Here is a 15038-nt window from a genome sequence, read left to right as displayed (position 1 = left end):
ACGGCTGCCAGGCGTCCCGGGCGGGCAGCGGGAATCCGCAGCGATGCGGTGAATGGAAGAAGGCGGCGTTCCCGTCCCCCGGCCGGGGGGACGGGAACGCCGCCTTCATGGATGCCCGTGGGCCAGGGCTAGGGCTTCTTGCCGCAGATGACCTTGTTCCAGGGCTGATAGGTCCAGGACTTGGTTTCAGCCGGGAGCGTCTTGTCCGGTGCGGTGCGCGTGCGAGTGACGTTGATGGAGAAGCCCTTCTTGCCGCCGCGTTCGGGCTTGCAGTTGGCGGCAGGATTGTACTCGGTCCCCGGGTTGGTCAAGTTGTACTTGGCCGAGGACTTGCTGCCCACCTTCCAGTAATCGGTGCTCCACAGTCGCGTGTTGACCTTGCCGCCGCCGACCCACGCCTCGATCATCACGCCGTAGGGGGTGTTGTTCTTCCATGCCATGTCGACCTGGCCCTCCCAGAGGGTGGCCTCGCGTCCGGCCGGGTAGCGTTCAAACCAGCGGCTGTGCGGCTTGTGCGTAATGTCGTCGTACCCGGCCAGGAACCCGGCGTTGTACATCTGCGTGGAGATCTGCGAGAGTCCGCCGCCCACGGCCTCGGTGGCGAAACCGTTGACGACCACGCCGGAACCGAAGTAGCCATTGGCCGTAGTGATCGGGCCCAGCGCCTTCTCCAGCGAGAAGGTTTCCCCGGGCATGACCAGCACGCCGTTAAGCCGCTTGGAACCGGCATAGAGGTTCTTGGTGCGCACGGTGTCCGCAGCCGGGTACGGCGTGGAGAAGTTCACGATGGCTTCCTTCACACCCAGCTTTTTCGCCTCCGCGGTGGTCAACTCCGGGACCGTGGTGGTCAAGGAGACCTTGGCGGTGCGGTTCTTGGCCTTGGAGGCAGCCAGGACCAGCTGGTCCAGGTTCTTCGAGTCGATGGTGGTGCCGTTCTGGGACGGGATGACCTTCGGCGCCCCGCCGGAGAGCACGATCCTGGCGTCCTTGGCCGTGGACTTGAATCCGTCGGCCCCCTTCGCTGCGGCGGCAACCAGTTTCTCGGTGTCCAAGGACATGGTCACGGCGTCGCCGGAGACCTTGAACGAGGCGGCATCGCCCAATTGCTCGGGGGTCAGCGAGGCGGTGGACTTCCCATCGGTGAGCTTGATCGGGCCGGCCACCAACGGCTTCGCCGTCTCCTCCAGCGCTGTCTCCAGCGTCTTGGCAGAGGTCTTGGGCTCACTCAGCGCGGCGGGCAGTTCCAGCGGCTCCGCCGGGTCGAACCAGGATTCCGAGACGACGCCCACGGAATCGTCCACGTTCAGCACCACACCGGTAACCGGCTTGGTCAGCACGGGCTTTGCGCCGTCGAAAGCCAGCTTGCCTTCGGCGGTCTCCGTTGCGACCTTGGCGGCCAAGGAATCGAGCTCGGCGCGAAGCTTGGCCTCGTCGACGTTGCTGGCCGGTTCAATCTGCAACTCGCCGGTGAAGCGCTCGAGCAGGGTGGCTGGGTTCAAGTCGAAGCCGACGAGTTCGTCCACGGTGCCCTCGAGATCAATCGAGAGACCGGCGGCGGCCGGGTCGAGGGACTCCTCACGGCCGTTGACCTGCACCGGGATTTCCTGCGCGGTGGCAGGGGTGAGCTTCTCCGCCAGGATCTGGCGTGCCGCTTCCGGGGACAGGGAGCCGACGTTCACCCCGTGGACGGTGGTGTTCGCCGGAATCTGCGAGCCTGCGTATGCCGCAGCCCCTGTGTACAGTCCGCCGGCAAGTACGACGCATGCCCCGCCAATGAGCCAACCACGGTGTGACTTGCGTTCGGGGCCGCGCTTTTTGCGTCCCATGTTTTCACTGTGCAAAACGAATCGTTCTCTTCCATCGGGGGCACGGCCGCGAACCGTGTTGGGGGTTGAGGCGTCCCTGTAACAGGGCTTCGCCACCACCTGCCATTCTACCGGTGGCATCCAAACGAAGGACTAAATAACGGGTGATTAGGGAAAATCGTTATGAGATCCCCACCAAGTCGGCGATGATGTCCAGCCGCGGCAGGTCGATCCTGGCATCCGCGGCTTCACGCAACAGCGGCTTGGCGTTGAACGCGACGCCGAGCCCGGCGGCGCCGACCATGTCCAGGTCGTTGGCACCGTCCCCGGCCGCGATGGTGTGCTCCATGTCGACCCCGAGTTCGCGGGCCCAGGTGCGCAACATGACTTCCTTGTACGCGCGGTCCACCACCTGCCCGTTGACCATGCCGGTGAGCTTCCCGTCGACGATGACCAGGTCGTTGGCGCGGGCAAAGTCCAGACCCAGTTCGGCCGCCAGCGGATCCAGGATCTGGGCGAAGCCGCCGGAAACCACTGCCACGTGGTGGCCAGCCGCCTTGAAGGCGGCGATAAGTTCGGCCGCACCGTCACTGAGCTCCAGGCGCCCGCGCACCGCATCGATCACCTCGGCATCGAGCCCTGCCAGGGTGGCCACCCGGGCATGGAGCGAGGCGGCGAAGTCCAGTTCGCCGCGCATTGCAGCCTCGGTGACGGCCGCGACTTCGGCCTCCCGTCCGGCGTGGGCGGCCAACAACTCGATGACCTCTTGCTTGATCAGGGTGGAGTCCACGTCCATGACCAGCAGCAACTTTTTCGCACGCACAAGTGCGGCAGGCACCACGGCAATGGCGGAAGTGCGCAGCTCGAGATCCTCCGAGCGGGCCAGCAGGTTGTCCAGCGGGTTCACCAGGGCACGAAGCTGGCGCACCGTCCCGGTGACCTCCCAGCGCGCACCGTTGCGACCGGCACGCTCGAAGGACTGCTCCTTGATCACCGCGTGGCCGGCGGCGGCCAGGGTGCGGCGCAGGCCGGCGGGTTCGGCACACGGCGTGGCGGCTGAATGGAAGACGATGAAGGCGGTGGATTGCATTCACCTATTCTCCCGCGGCCACACGCGCCCGCCCAAAACGTCGCACGCTTTGTTGCGCGGGATCTTGTCCGACATCACACGCCCATTACGGCCCCGGGACGCCGAGCGGGAACGGGGGCAGCGACGCGCCAGGGGCCCGCCAGCGGCATGTCGGGCGCCTTCGGTTGGGTCAAAGACGGGTCACTGGCCTAGTGTTTTACCCATGAATGAAGTGCTGGGCCTCGCCGACGTCTCCGTGGTACGCGGACGCAAAGACTTACTGACTGACATCAACTGGCACGTAAAGGAGGGCGAGCGTTGGGTGGTTCTTGGACCCAACGGAGCCGGCAAGACCACGTTGCTGCAGATCGCCGGTGCCCGGATGCACCCCACCCGCGGTGTTGCGGGAGTGCTGGGCGAGGTACTCGGCGCCGTCGACGTCTTCGAGCTGCGCCCGCGCATCGGCCTGTCCTCCGCAGCCCTGGCCAACCACATCCCCGAGCACGAGAACGTGCTCAATGTGGTGCTGACGGCATCGTATGGAATGACCGGACGCTGGCGCGAAGACTACGAGAAACTGGATGAGCGCCGCGCTTTCTCCCTGCTGCACGACTGGGGCATGTCCACCATGATCAACCGGCCGTTCGCTACGCTCTCCGAGGGGGAGCGCAAGCGCGTGCAGATCGCCCGGGCGCTGATGACCGATCCCGAGCTGCTGCTGCTGGACGAACCGGGTGCCGGCCTTGACCTGGCCGGCCGAGAGGACCTCGTGGCACGCCTGACCGAACTGGCCGGCGACGAGGAAGCACCGGCGATGGTGCTGGTCACCCACCACCTCGAGGAAGTCCCCCCGGGATTCACCCACGCGCTGCTGCTGCGCGATGGCCGCGTGGTCTCCGCCGGTCCGATCACCGAGACGCTGACCGAGGAAAACCTCTCGGAGACGTTCAACACGCCGCTGAGCCTGCGCGCCGAGCGCGGGCGCTACAGCGCCGTCGCCAAGCACTAGCCCAAACCCGCGGCAGCACCGCCGCCGCGGCCATTCGGGCCCTGGCGGACAGCAATACATCATCAACAGGGGAGCGGTTTCCGGCGTGGACTTGTGGCGCGACATCATCATTTTCTTCGCGGGCCTCTGGGCCGGAACCATCAACACCATCGTCGGATCCGGCAGCCTGGTGACCTTCCCGGTTCTCGTGGCTCTCGGATTCGCGCCGGTCAACGCGGTGGTCTCCAACGCCATGGGACTGGTTGCCGGTGGATTCTCCGGCGCCTGGGGCTATCGACGGGAGGCCGCCACCGTCTGGCGGACGATGCTCAAGCTGGTCCCCGTCTCGCTGGTCGGCGGACTCATCGGCGCCTGGCTGCTGCTGCATCTGCCCGACACGGTCTTCGGCTACGTGGCCCCGGTGCTGATCGTGCTGGCGCTGCTGCTGGTGATCTTCCAGCCACGGCTTTCCGCCTGGGCGAAGGGGCGCCAGGCTGCCAGCGTCGGGGTCAATCCGGACGAAGCCGACAGGACCCGCATCGGGCCCACCCTCTACATCCTGGTGTTCCTCATCGGCATCTACGGCGGCTACTTCACCGCCGCCCAGGGCATCTTGCTGATGGCGGTCTTCGGGATCTTCCTGCATGCCTCCCTGCAGCAGTCCAACGCCATCAAGGTGATCCTGTCGCTGGTGGTCAACCTGGTGGCCGCGGTTTCCTACCTGGTCTTCGCCCCCGAACGCATCCACTGGCCGGTGGTGCTGCTGATCGCGGTGGGCTCGCTGATCGGCGGGTTCATCGGCGCGAAGGTCGGGCGCAAGCTCTCCCCGGGCTGGCTGCGCCTGGTCATCGTGGTCCTGGGACTGGTGGCGCTGGCCAACATGGTCGCCAAGCTCATCGTGGGTCCCTGATGCAGGCCAACCACCAAGCCAACGACCAAGCACCCGGCGCGCAGAACGGGTTCGAGGAAGCGGTGCGCGAGGCAGCCGGCGGGGACATTTCCCGGCGGCTGGTCTTCCTGCACTCGGGTGTGGACCCGCGGGTCCATGACTACGCGGGGCTCTCGGACGCAGCCTTGCGCCAGGTTGCCGATCCGGCCAACGGGCGCTACATCGCCGAAGGCTCCAAGGTCCTGCGCCGGGCACTGGCGGCAGGGCACCGCCCGCGATCCTTCTTCATGGCACCGAAGTGGCTTGATTCGCTGCGCGACGTGTTGACCGCGCACCCCGGGGTGCCGATCTTCGTGGGATCCGACGCGGTGCTCGAATCCATCACCGGCTTCCACCTGCACCGCGGAGCGCTGGCGGCGATGGACCGCCCCGAACCGCTGGAACTGGAGAAGGTACTCTCCGGGGCCCGGAGGGTCGCGATCCTCGAGGACATCGTCGACCACACCAACCTCGGCGCCATCTTCCGCTCCGCCGCAGCGCTGGGCATCGACGCCGTGCTGATCACCCCGCGCTGCGCCGACCCGCTCTACCGGCGCTCCATCCGGGTGTCCATGGGCGCAGTGTTCCAGGTGCCGTGGGTCCGACTGGATGCCTGGCCAGATGGAATGCGGGCCGTGGCCGCCGCGGGATTCGAGATCGCCGCCATGGAACTGACCGCCCACGCCCGGGGCATCGATGAGGTGGCCGCCACCGACCGCGGGAAATTGGCGCTGGTGCTGGGCACCGAGGGTGCAGGGGTCAGCGACGCGGTGCTGGAGCAGGCCGACCTCCACGTCATGATTCCCATGCGCCCGGGCGTCGATTCGCTGAACGTGGCGGCGGCCTGCGCGGTGGCCTTCTGGGAATTGCGCGCTCGCTAGGCGAACCGTCGGCTGAATTGGAAAATCCTTGTCCCGTTCGGCTACACTGGAACGTCGGCTTCGTGATCCCACGGGCCGGTTTGGCACATTCGGTTGCTGGCAAAATCCAGTGACGTGAGCAAAGGTTTTAGCATGAAGGCTGATATTCACCCGCAGTACAACACCATGGTGTTCAACGACCTCGCCTCGGGCGAGAAGTTCCTGACCCGTTCGACCGCCACGAGCAAGAAGACCATCGAGTGGGAAGACGGCAACACCTACCCGGTCATCGACGTCGAAATCTCCGCCGCTTCGCACCCGTTCTACACGGGCAAGCAGCGCATCATGGACTCGGCCGGCCGCGTCGAGCGCTTCAACGCCCGCTTCAAGGGCTTCGGCGGCAAGAAGTAATTCCGCCTTCACGCCTGCACACGGGATCCTCCACTTCGGAGGGTCCCGTTGCTGTTTAACCTCCGCCACGGCAAGGTGGATAGGATTGATCCCATGACTCACGGCTACACACATCACGGTGAATACAAGGTTGTCGGCGGCAAGTTGGTTGTCGTCGACCTGCTGGTGCAGGACGGGACGATAGCAGCCGCCTCGCTGAACGGGGACTTCTTCCTGGAGCCCGACGAAGCCCTCTTCGACCTGAACCAGGCGCTGGTGGGCCTGCCGGCGACCGTTGAGCACTCGGCGGTGCGTGACGCCGTCACCACCGGCCTGCGCGAGGGCGCGGTGATGTTCGGCTTCGACGCCGACGCCGTGGCCCGCACGGTGCGCCGCGCCCTGGGCCACGCCACCACCTGGGCCGACCACAGCTGGGAGGTGCTGGGCCCGGACACCATGCCGATCATCGAGAACGTGGCCCTCGACGAGGTGCTGGCCCGCCAGGTCGCCGCCGGCACGCGCGGCCCGACGCTGCGCCTCTGGGACTGGGAGGACTCGGCCGTGGTGATCGGCTCCTTCCAGTCGGTGCGCAACGAGGTCGACGCGCAGGCCGCTGCGGAGCACGGCATCAAGGTGGTGAGGCGGATCAGCGGCGGCGGGGCGATGTTCATGGAGGCGGGAAACTGCATCACCTACTCGCTCTACCTGCCCTCCTCGCTGGTGGACGGCATGAGCTTCGCCGATTCCTACCCGTTCCTGGATGCCTGGGTCATGGAGGCCTTGGCGACGGTGGGCGTCAAGGCGCACTACAAGCCACTGAACGACATTGCCACCGAGGTCGGGAAGATCGGCGGGGCGGCGCAAAAACGACTGGCTGGAGGCGTGGTGCTGCACCACGTGACCATGAGCTATGACATCGACGCGGATAAGATGCTACAGGTGCTGCGCATCGGCCGGGAGAAGATCTCCGACAAGGGCATCACCTCCGCGGCCAAGCGCGTGGACCCGCTGAAGACCCAGGCAAAGCTGTCGCGGGCCGAAATCATGTCGACGATGGCAGACACCTTCGCCCGCCGGTATTCTGCCACCCCGGGGCGGTTGGACGCCCCGACGCGGCAGGCCGCACGCGATCTGGCGGAATCGAAGTTCTCCACCGACCAATGGACTGCGCGCGTCCCGTAGCCATGGTGCGGTGCGGGACCCCCGTTCGACGGGGGTCCCGCACCGGCCTCGTGGGCAGGATCCCCGGTGTCAGGCCAGCGCCAGCTCGGTTTCCTTGCGCGGGGTCCCGGAATCCTGCCAGGACCTCAGGAACGCCGCGGTGATCTCGGCAGAGCGCTCGGCGGCGTCATCGACGTGATCCAGGAAGTCCTCATCGGAGGCCGGACCGCAGAGGTCCGAGATTCCGCGGATGGCCAGGAACGGGGCCCCGAAGGAGGCGCAGGTCTGCGCAATCGCCGAGGACTCCATGTCGGTGGCCAACGCTCCGTCGAACTGCTCCTTGATGACGGCCGAACGTTCGTGTCCGACGAACGAGTAGCTGGACACGACCAGCCCGTGGTGCACGGTGGCCACGATTCCGTGCCCCGGGCTCCCGATGTTGCTCGCGTCGAGGAGGAATCGCGGCGCCGGGTAGGAAGCGGGCATGCCGGGCACCTGCCCGAGCTCGTAGCCGAAAGCGCGCGCATCGGCATCGGCATTGATGTTCACCGAACCGATGACAACGTCTCCCACCCGCACCGAATCGCCCAGTCCGCCGGCGCTGCCGGCGCTGATGACCAAGGGCGTGGGGGCGTCGGGGTCTTCCCGGTTGGCCCGCAGCAGTGCCGCGGTGGCGGCGCTACCCGCGTTGACCAGGCCGATGCCGCCCTGGACGAAGAGTGCGTTCAGGCCCTCAAGGGTTCCGGTGCGCTGGATCGAGTTGCCGACGCGGACAGGTTCGCCCACGGAGGTGGCGCGCGCCAGGAACGGGAGGGTCTCCTCCTCCATGGCGGCGATGACCACGACGTCGATGCCGCTCACGCGGTGACCTGCTCCCAGGCGGCGCGCTGCGCCAGGAACGCACGGGCGGCCTCCTGCGCGCCGGCGAGCGAGTGGTTTTCGCCCCAGCCGCACTGGATTTCGTTGGCGGCAGGGACCTCGGTGGCCTGCAGCACGTCGGTGAGGGTGGCCTCGACGAGGTTGGCCACGGACCCGACATCGGGCTCGCCCTGCATGATGAGGTAGTAGCCGGTCTGGCAGCCCATGGGGGAGAAGTCGATGACGGATTCCGAGTAGTTGCGGGATTTCTCGGCGAAGAGGTGCTCCAGGGAGTGGATCGCCTTCATCTCCAGGTGGGCAACGTTGGGCTGGGTGAAGCGCACGTCATACTTGGTAATGACATCTCCCTGCGGGAGCACCTTGCGGTCGGCGACACGCACGTAGGGTGCGGCGACAGTGCGGTGGTCGAGGTTGAAGGACTCAACGTTCATGCGTTCGGGGTTCATGGTTGCGCTTTCCTGCCGGTGTTTCGACGCCGGGCCAGCTTGTGCCCGGTACTTCCACCATCAATTCTAACCGGAGCGCGGCCGGCCCCCGGAATGCCGGATCGCCCGCCGACCGAAAGGCAACCCGCCCGGGGCCTGACCCGGCAGGGGGCCGCCGCGTACATGCAGCCCCCCACTCGACGTTCCGCTAGCCGCGGAAGGTGACCAGCTTGCGGTTCACGAACTCCTCCATGCCGTATTTGCCCAGTTCGCGGCCCACGCCCGAGCGCTTGACCCCGCCGAAGGGGAGTTCGGCGGCCGACCCGCTGGTCTGGTTGATCGAGACCATGCCGACCTCCAGCTGCCTGGCGATGCCATGCGCCCGGTCCATGTCCTCGGTCTGGATTGAGGCCCCCAGCCCGTAGGCCGAGGCGTTGGCCAGGGCCACCGCCTCCTCGTCGCCGGAGACCTTGTAGAGCACGGCCACCGGGCCGAAGAGCTCCTCGGTGTAGGCGCGCATCTGCGGTGTGACATCGGCCAGCACCGTCGGTGCGAAGAACGATCCGGCGCCCTCCAGAACGGATCCGCCGACCAGGACCGTGGCACCCTTGTCGATGGCGTCCTGCACCTGGGCGGCAAGACCTTCCCTGGCGGCGGCGGAGGACAGCGGGCCCAGGAAGGTCTCCGGGTGTGCCGGGTCCCCGACCTTGATGCCGCTCACGGCGCCGGTGAAGGAATCGACGAACTCGTCGTAGACCAATTCGTCGACGATGATGCGCTTGGCGGCGTTGCAGGCCTGGCCGGTGTTGCCGAAGCGGCCCATCATGGCCTGCTTGGCCGCTCGGGCGACGTTGGCGTCCTCCAGCACCAGGAACGGATCAGAGCCGCCGAGCTCCAGCACGACCTTCTTCAGGTTGCGGCCGGCGATCTCCGCCACGGCGGAGCCTGCGCGTTCGGAGCCGGTGAGCGAGACGCCCTGCACGCGGTCATCGGCGATGATGTCGGCGACCTGCCCGTTGGTGGCGAAGATGTTCACGTAGGCACCCATCGGGGCGCCGGCGTCGGTGAAGATCTGCTCCATGGCCAGCGCGGATTCCGGGCACTGCGGGGCGTGCTTGAGCAGGATCGTGTTGCCGTTCATCAGGTTGGGGGCGGCGAAGCGGGCGACCTGGTAGTAGGGGAAGTTCCACGGCATGATGCCCAGCAGAACGCCCACGCCCTCCTTGCGGATCAGCGCGGTGCCGCCGGCGGCGACCTCCAGCTCCTCGTCGGCCAGGAACTTCTCGCCGTTGGCTGCGTAGTAGCGGTAGATCGAGACGGTGATGTCGATTTCCTTGCCGGACTGGAAGATCGGCTTGCCCATTTCGCGGGTGATGATTGCGGCCAGTTCGTCGCGGCGTTCCTCGTAGATGTCCGCTACACGGGTCAGCAGGGCGGCACGCGTGGCGATCGGCGTGGTGTTCCAACTGCCGAAGGCGGCATCGGCGCGTGAGAGCGCGGCCTGGATGTCCGCGTCGCCGGCCGTGGGATACGTGGCTTCGAGAATGCCGGTGGCCGGGTTGGTTACTGCGTAAACACTCATGGGAACTCCTTGGGACGGCAGAACGTGGTTACTGGCCACCGTAATCCACGTGTGCCCCCGATCACCAACCGGCCCGTGGGGCGGCGTCATCCCTGGCCGCCGTCCTCCCGGGTGCAGACGGCCTATGGTGCGGGAAGGACGCAGAATTCGTTGCCGGAGGGGTCCTGGTAGACCCGCCAGGGAATGTCTCCCCAGTCCGGGCGCAATTCCCGCCCGCCGCGTGCGCCGATCCCCGCTGCAACCTCGTCGGGATCGTCGGCTGCCTCCAGCCTCACGTCCAGGTGCATCCTGTTCTTCAGCTCCGACTTGGGTGCGGGCTCCTCGCAGAACTCCAACAGCGGTCCGCGCAGGGAGGGGTGCCGCAGGGTCCTCGGCGCCGCGGCGCCGGCGTCGGTCCACCCCGTCAGCCAGGCCCAGAAGCGTGCGTCCCGTTCCGGGTCGGCCGAATCGATGGGAATGGCGGCGATGGGACCGGTGTCGCGGTGCGCGGTCCGGTCGTCCATGACGCAGAACGCGTTTGACTCCGGGTCGCCCAGCACTACCCAGGGGACGTTGCCCTGCCCGATGTCCAGGTGCCTGGCCCCGAGCCGCAGGGCCTCGGCAACCACTGCGTCCCGTGCCGGGCCGCTGAGCACATCCAGGTGCAGGCGCACGGGATCCGCCGGCGGGTCGGGGACTGGTTGAAAGCAGAGGTCCAGATCGGGTCCGCCGGGAATCGAGAGGCGGGTCTCAAACCCCTCCGGGGAGTCGGTGAGCAGCTCGGCGCCGAGCAGGTCCTGCCAGAAAGTGCCGAGGCGCCGCGGATCCACCGCGTCGAAGACGATGTTTTCCAGGTACATGGGCACAAGGTTACAGCAGGCGTTCGGTGTGCCTCAGGAACGCTGCAGGCGCACGTGCATGGCGCCCTCGCCCTGCTCGGATGCGACCAGCCGATAGCCGTCCTCTGCCCAGTTCCCGGTGAAGAGCGGTTCCCCGGCGCCCAGCAGCACCGGTGCGATGGCCAGGTGCAGCTGGTCGACCAGGCCCGCGGCCACCGCCTCGCGCACGGTGTGCACGCCGCCTCCGATGCGCACATCGCCACCGTTCGCGGCCTTCCGCGCGGCCTCGAGTGCGGCACGGATCCCGTCGCTGACGAAGTGGAAGGTGGTGCCGCCGGCCATCGGCAGGGGATCGCGCCCATGGTGCGTGAGCACAAAGACGTCGTGCCCGAAGGGCGGGGACTCGCCCCACCAGCCGCGCCACGAACGCGCGTCGTCGTCCGCGTCCCAGGGGCCGCGGATGGGGCCGAACATGTTCCTGCCCATGACGGTGGAACCGATGCCCTCGTCCCCGGCCCGCAGCCAGGCATCGTCCTTCCCGGTGCTGCCGCCGGGTTGCCCCGTCCTTTGGTGCCAGTAGGCGGTGCCGAAGATCCACTCGTGCAGCTCCTCGCCGCCCACCCCGAGCGGTTCCTTCAATCCCTGGTTGCTGCCGGCGCCGTAGCCGTCGATCGACAGGCCGAAATTGTGGACCCTCACCAATGACATGGTGCGCTCGCTTTCAAGTCGGTGTTCGATGCCGCCGCGGCCGGCTTCGGCGACACACGGCCCAGAATACGTTCGGGGCAACCGGGCGGCAAGGGCCGGCGGGGAGAAGGCCTCTTGAATCGGGACCCCGTGCGGAATAGCGTGTGCCCATGGACCTCTCAATTCAAATCACCATCGACAGCGACAACCCGCACAAGCAGGCCGTCTGGTGGGCGGAGACGCTCGGCTGGACGGTGGAGCCCAGCGACCCGGACTTCATCCAGCAGATGATCGACGAGGGCCATGCCAGCGAGGACGAAACCCTGATCTTCGACGGCGAGCTGGCTTGGCGGAGCGGGGCGGGAATCTGCCCGCTGGACCAGCTGGGCAAGGTGCCGCGCCAGCGGATCCTCTTCCAGCTGGTACCCGAACCCAAGACCGTGAAGAACCGGATTCACCTGGATCTTGACCTGGGGGACAGGCACGCGGCACGTGAGAAGTTGCTGGACCGCGGGGCGACGTTCCTGCACGAGGCCAGCCAGGGGCCCTTCGCCTGGTACACGCTGGCCGACCCCGAGGGCAACGAGTTCTGCATCCGGTAGGCGTCGGTGCCATTCCTTGCCGCCCCGGCGGCACGGCGGGGGGGTGGAGGCTAGCCGGCGCCGAGACGTTGGCCGGCGCTGAGACGCTGGGCGGCCAAGGCGCGGGAGAGGTAGTCGCGTTCCTCCAAGAGGATGCGCCGCAGCGCCGCCGGGGCGTCCGGATTCCCCGCGAGCCAGCCGTCCACCCGTGCCATGACCGGGTGCACCGCGTCGTCCCCCAGGTCCTGGGCGGCGGGGAAGAGCCCGGCAATCACGCGGGTGGCCATGCCGATGCTCATCGATTCCCAGATCCCGGCCAGCTCCGGCCAGTACTGCACGTAATACCCGTCGAGCAGCTCCCGGGAGCCCAGCTGGAAGCCAGCCGCGATGGCGGAGACCGCCTCGTTTGACAGTGCCGAGCCATCCGCGTCGCGCCCGGTGAGCACCGCGGTGAATGACGCCTTCTTCACGGCGGGCTCCGGACGCGCGGCCAAGGCCAGCAGGCGGCCGGAGGTGGCCACGGCCGAGGGGTGCGCGGCGGCGTCGGCCTCGAGTCGGGCCAGCGCCGACTCGTCCAGCGTGCCGGAGGCGGCCTTGGCCTGCCACAGCGCCCAACGCAGGTCCTCGTCCAGCTCCAGCCCCGGATGTGGCTGCTCTCCGGCCAGCAGCGCGTCGACCAGTGGCCCGGCGACGCCGCCGCGGGCCAGCACTGCCAGTGCGCGGGCGGCGGCGACCTGCTTGTCGCTGCCCGGCTCCGCCCGGCCGAGCCAGTCGGTGATCGCCTCGGCCAGGGCCGCGCGCTCGGCATCGCGCAGCACCGGGGGAAGGTAATGGGTGATGGCCGTGCGGGCTTGGGTCAGCAATTGCGTGAAGACCGCTACCTCGGTGACCGATTCGGCGTGGGAGCGCACAGCGGCCAGGAAATCGGGGGCCGGCAGCTTCGCATCGCGCACCATGTTCCACAGTGCCGCCCAGCAGCTGGCGCGGGCCAGCGGATCGGACAGCGTGCCCAGGTGCGCCAGCAACGTCGCCAGGGAGACCGGATCGAAGTCCACCATCGCGTAGGTGTCATCGCCGTCGTTGGGCAGGATCAAGTCGGGGCGGGCCTCTCCGAGCAGGAAGGGGAGCGCCACGGTGCTTCCGGCCAGCTCCACGCGGTGGGATGCGGTGCGGGCCAGCGCCCCGTCGACCACGTTGAACAGCCCGACGTCCAGTACGTGCGGGTGGGCGATCGGGGTGCCGGTGATCGGGTCGGTGCCCGACTGCGTGAGCGTCGCGGCGGTGATCTTCGAGTCGACGATGTCCAGCTCGATGCCCAGGCGCGGGACCCCGGCGGTCCTGAGCCAGGCGTCGGACCAGGCGCCCATGTCCCGTCCGGAAGCTGCGGCCAGCGCGGAAAGGAAATCGGCCAGGGTGGTGTTGGAGTATTCGTGGGCGCGGAAGTAGGTGCGCGCGGCGTCGCGGAACGCATCGGCCCCCACGTAGGCGGCGAGCTGTTTGAGCACCGCGGCGCCCTTGGCGTAGGTGATGCCGTCGAAGTTCTGCTTCGCGGCCTCCAGGTCGGCGATGTCCGCGACGATGGGGTGGGTGGATGGCAGCTGGTCTGCCACGTAGGCCCAGCCCTTGCGGCGGTTGGCGAAGGCCACCCAGGCGGTGTCGAATTCGGTAGCCTGCGCGTTGGCCAGGGTGCCGATGTAGTCGGCGAAGGACTCCTTGAGCCACAAGTCGTCCCACCAGGCCATGGTCACCAGGTCGCCGAACCACATGTGGACCATCTCGTGCATGATGGTGTTCGCGCGGGCCTCGTGCTGGGACTCGGTGGCGCGCGAGGTGAAGACATAGTGTTCGGTGAAGGTCACCAGCCCGGGGTTCTCCATGGCGCCGAGGTTGTACTCGGGCACGAAGGCGGAGTCGTACTTGCCCCACGGGTACGGGTAGTCGAAGAGCTCGTGGAAGAAGTCCAGCCCTGCCTTCGTCAACTCCAGGATGTTCGCCGCGTCGAAGTGCGCGGCCAGCGAGGCGCGGCAGGTGGCATTGAGCGGGATGGCCAGTTCGCTGCCGTCGGGCAGCGTGCGGCTGTAGGTGTCGGTGGCCACGAAGTAGGGTCCGGCCAGCACCGTGGTGATGTAGGTGGAAATCGGCAGGGTGGGGGCGAAGTGCGTGGTGGCGGTTCCGTCGCCGTGCTGGTCCACCCGGACGGGGGACTGGTTGGAGGCCACGTGCCAGTGATGCGGGGCGCGCACGATGAAGGTGAACGGCGCCTTGAGGTCTGGCTGTTCGAAGTTGGCGTAGACGCGGCGGGCGTCGGCCGGTTCGAATTGCGTGTAGCAATAGGTCTGGCCGTCGGCCGGGTCGACGTAGCGGTGCAGGCCCTCGCCGCTGCGCGAGTACTTCGCGTGTCCATCGATGACGACGGTGTTCACCTCGCCATCTCCCGCGGCCAGGCCGTGCAGGTAGATGCGCGAGCCGGCGACGGCTTCGGCGGGGTCCACCGGGGCTCCGTTGAGCGTGATCGATTGGACGGATTCGTGGATGAAGTCGATGAAGGTGCCGGTGGTGCCGTGGACCGTGAAGCACAGCGTGGTCAGCGAGCGGTACCCGGTCACCGAGGGGTCCTGCGCCGTCGAAAGGTCCAGGTCCACCTCGCAGGAGACCATGCGGAGGGTGCCGGCGCGCCAGGCGGCCTCGTCGCGTGTCAGGTTTTCATTCTGGCCGGGGGTTCTCTGCATGTGATCCACCAGACCATTCAAACATGAAACGAGCGTTTGACAATGCCGGGCCCCGGAGAGCTTCGCACAACGCGGCGGGGCCGGCGCCCACGGACGAACCTGTCTTTTTGCGGTGCCCTCGGCTAGCTTGAACTCA

General features: G+C 67.5%; 14 protein-coding genes. 6 read left to right on the top strand and 8 right to left on the bottom strand.

The genetic code is table 11. The features are described 5' to 3' along the window. Nucleotides 1-128 precede the first annotated feature (128 nt). Nucleotides 129-1826, bottom strand: a complete 1698-nt coding sequence (locus ABD687_RS03220) for a VanW family protein (protein ID WP_310287278.1) — start codon at nucleotides 1824-1826, stop codon at nucleotides 129-131. Between the two features lie 160 nt (nucleotides 1827-1986). Then, entirely contained in the window at nucleotides 1987-2895 is a 909-nt protein-coding gene (gene serB / locus ABD687_RS03215; RefSeq protein WP_302266040.1) for a phosphoserine phosphatase SerB, read from the bottom strand. A gap of 202 nt (nucleotides 2896-3097) precedes the next feature. Between serB and ABD687_RS03210 the strand changes: the two genes are divergently transcribed. The 5 genes from ABD687_RS03210 to lplAB all read left to right on the top strand — a co-directional run bounded on the left by ABD687_RS03210 (nucleotide 3098) and on the right by lplAB (nucleotide 7222). Then, nucleotides 3098-3883, top strand: coding sequence for an ABC transporter ATP-binding protein (locus ABD687_RS03210; protein ID WP_302266041.1), 786 nt, complete (start codon nucleotides 3098-3100; stop codon nucleotides 3881-3883). A gap of 85 nt (nucleotides 3884-3968) precedes the next feature. Further along, nucleotides 3969-4772, top strand: coding sequence for a sulfite exporter TauE/SafE family protein (locus ABD687_RS03205; protein WP_264271243.1), 804 nt, complete (start codon nucleotides 3969-3971; stop codon nucleotides 4770-4772). Continuing rightward, a complete protein-coding gene (locus tag ABD687_RS03200; protein ID WP_264271244.1) occupies nucleotides 4772-5671 on the top strand; it encodes a TrmH family RNA methyltransferase in 900 nt (299 codons plus the stop codon). Before ABD687_RS03205 ends, ABD687_RS03200 begins: the two co-directional genes overlap by 1 nt. A gap of 132 nt (nucleotides 5672-5803) precedes the next feature. After that, nucleotides 5804-6061: a type B 50S ribosomal protein L31 gene (locus ABD687_RS03195; protein ID WP_264271245.1), complete on the top strand. Its 258-nt coding sequence runs from the start codon at nucleotides 5804-5806 to the stop codon at nucleotides 6059-6061. Nucleotides 6062-6154: 93 nt separating this feature from the next. Further along, nucleotides 6155-7222 carry a lipoate-protein ligase LplAB gene (lplAB, locus tag ABD687_RS03190; RefSeq protein WP_310287283.1) on the top strand — a complete coding sequence of 356 codons (1068 nt, stop codon included), beginning with the start codon at nucleotides 6155-6157 and terminating at the stop codon, nucleotides 7220-7222. A 69-nt stretch (nucleotides 7223-7291) separates the two neighbouring features. Here the strand turns inward: lplAB and mtnN are convergent, their stop codons facing one another. From mtnN to ABD687_RS03165, 5 genes are all read right to left on the bottom strand, one after another. Continuing rightward, complete coding sequence (mtnN, locus tag ABD687_RS03185) at nucleotides 7292-8062, bottom strand: 5'-methylthioadenosine/S-adenosylhomocysteine nucleosidase (RefSeq protein WP_310287285.1); 771 nt, start codon at nucleotides 8060-8062, stop codon at nucleotides 7292-7294. Further along, nucleotides 8059-8526: an S-ribosylhomocysteine lyase gene (locus ABD687_RS03180; RefSeq protein WP_310287288.1), complete on the bottom strand. Its 468-nt coding sequence runs from the start codon at nucleotides 8524-8526 to the stop codon at nucleotides 8059-8061. Before ABD687_RS03180 ends, mtnN begins: the two co-directional genes overlap by 4 nt. A gap of 187 nt (nucleotides 8527-8713) precedes the next feature. Then, nucleotides 8714-10087, bottom strand: coding sequence for an NAD-dependent succinate-semialdehyde dehydrogenase (locus ABD687_RS03175; RefSeq protein WP_310287290.1), 1374 nt, complete (start codon nucleotides 10085-10087; stop codon nucleotides 8714-8716). Nucleotides 10088-10209: 122 nt separating this feature from the next. Beyond that, nucleotides 10210-10926 (bottom strand): VOC family protein, encoded by a 717-nt coding sequence (locus ABD687_RS03170; protein ID WP_310287292.1) that lies wholly within the window; start codon nucleotides 10924-10926, stop codon nucleotides 10210-10212. A gap of 33 nt (nucleotides 10927-10959) precedes the next feature. Further along, nucleotides 10960-11613: a dihydrofolate reductase family protein gene (locus ABD687_RS03165; RefSeq protein ID WP_302266048.1), complete on the bottom strand. Its 654-nt coding sequence runs from the start codon at nucleotides 11611-11613 to the stop codon at nucleotides 10960-10962. Between the two features lie 149 nt (nucleotides 11614-11762). Between ABD687_RS03165 and ABD687_RS03160 the strand changes: the two genes are divergently transcribed. Next, a complete protein-coding gene (locus ABD687_RS03160; protein ID WP_264271252.1) occupies nucleotides 11763-12194 on the top strand; it encodes a VOC family protein in 432 nt (143 codons plus the stop codon). Nucleotides 12195-12244: 50 nt separating this feature from the next. On the opposite strand, the gene pepN is transcribed toward ABD687_RS03160, so the two are convergent. Beyond that, nucleotides 12245-14902, bottom strand: a complete 2658-nt coding sequence (pepN, locus tag ABD687_RS03155; protein WP_302266049.1) for an aminopeptidase N — start codon at nucleotides 14900-14902, stop codon at nucleotides 12245-12247. Nucleotides 14903-15038 lie beyond the last annotated feature (136 nt).

The sequence above is a fragment of the Paeniglutamicibacter sulfureus genome (assembly GCF_039535115.1).
Taxonomy (GTDB): domain Bacteria; phylum Actinomycetota; class Actinomycetes; order Actinomycetales; family Micrococcaceae; genus Paeniglutamicibacter; species Paeniglutamicibacter sulfureus.
This window is presented reverse-complemented; position numbering and strand designations above follow the sequence as displayed.

Excerpts from the sequence above, each read along its gene's own strand:
- ABD687_RS03170 (WP_310287292.1), bottom strand. The coding sequence starts at position 10,926 with ATGTACCTGGAAAACATCGTCTTCGACGCGGTGGATCCGCGGCGCCTC.
- ABD687_RS03180 (WP_310287288.1), bottom strand. The coding sequence starts at position 8,526 with ATGAACCCCGAACGCATGAACGTTGAGTCCTTCAACCTCGACCACCGC.
- serB (WP_302266040.1), bottom strand. The coding sequence starts at position 2,895 with ATGCAATCCACCGCCTTCATCGTCTTCCATTCAGCCGCCACGCCGTGT.
- lplAB (WP_310287283.1), top strand. The coding sequence starts at position 6,155 with ATGACTCACGGCTACACACATCACGGTGAATACAAGGTTGTCGGCGGC.
- ABD687_RS03210 (WP_302266041.1), top strand. The coding sequence starts at position 3,098 with ATGAATGAAGTGCTGGGCCTCGCCGACGTCTCCGTGGTACGCGGACGC.
- ABD687_RS03175 (WP_310287290.1), bottom strand. The coding sequence starts at position 10,087 with ATGAGTGTTTACGCAGTAACCAACCCGGCCACCGGCATTCTCGAAGCC.
- ABD687_RS03160 (WP_264271252.1), top strand. The coding sequence starts at position 11,763 with ATGGACCTCTCAATTCAAATCACCATCGACAGCGACAACCCGCACAAG.
- ABD687_RS03220 (WP_310287278.1), bottom strand. The coding sequence starts at position 1,826 with ATGGGACGCAAAAAGCGCGGCCCCGAACGCAAGTCACACCGTGGTTGG.
- pepN (WP_302266049.1), bottom strand. The coding sequence starts at position 14,902 with ATGCAGAGAACCCCCGGCCAGAATGAAAACCTGACACGCGACGAGGCC.
- ABD687_RS03195 (WP_264271245.1), top strand. The coding sequence starts at position 5,804 with ATGAAGGCTGATATTCACCCGCAGTACAACACCATGGTGTTCAACGAC.
- ABD687_RS03200 (WP_264271244.1), top strand. The coding sequence starts at position 4,772 with ATGCAGGCCAACCACCAAGCCAACGACCAAGCACCCGGCGCGCAGAAC.
- ABD687_RS03165 (WP_302266048.1), bottom strand. The coding sequence starts at position 11,613 with ATGTCATTGGTGAGGGTCCACAATTTCGGCCTGTCGATCGACGGCTAC.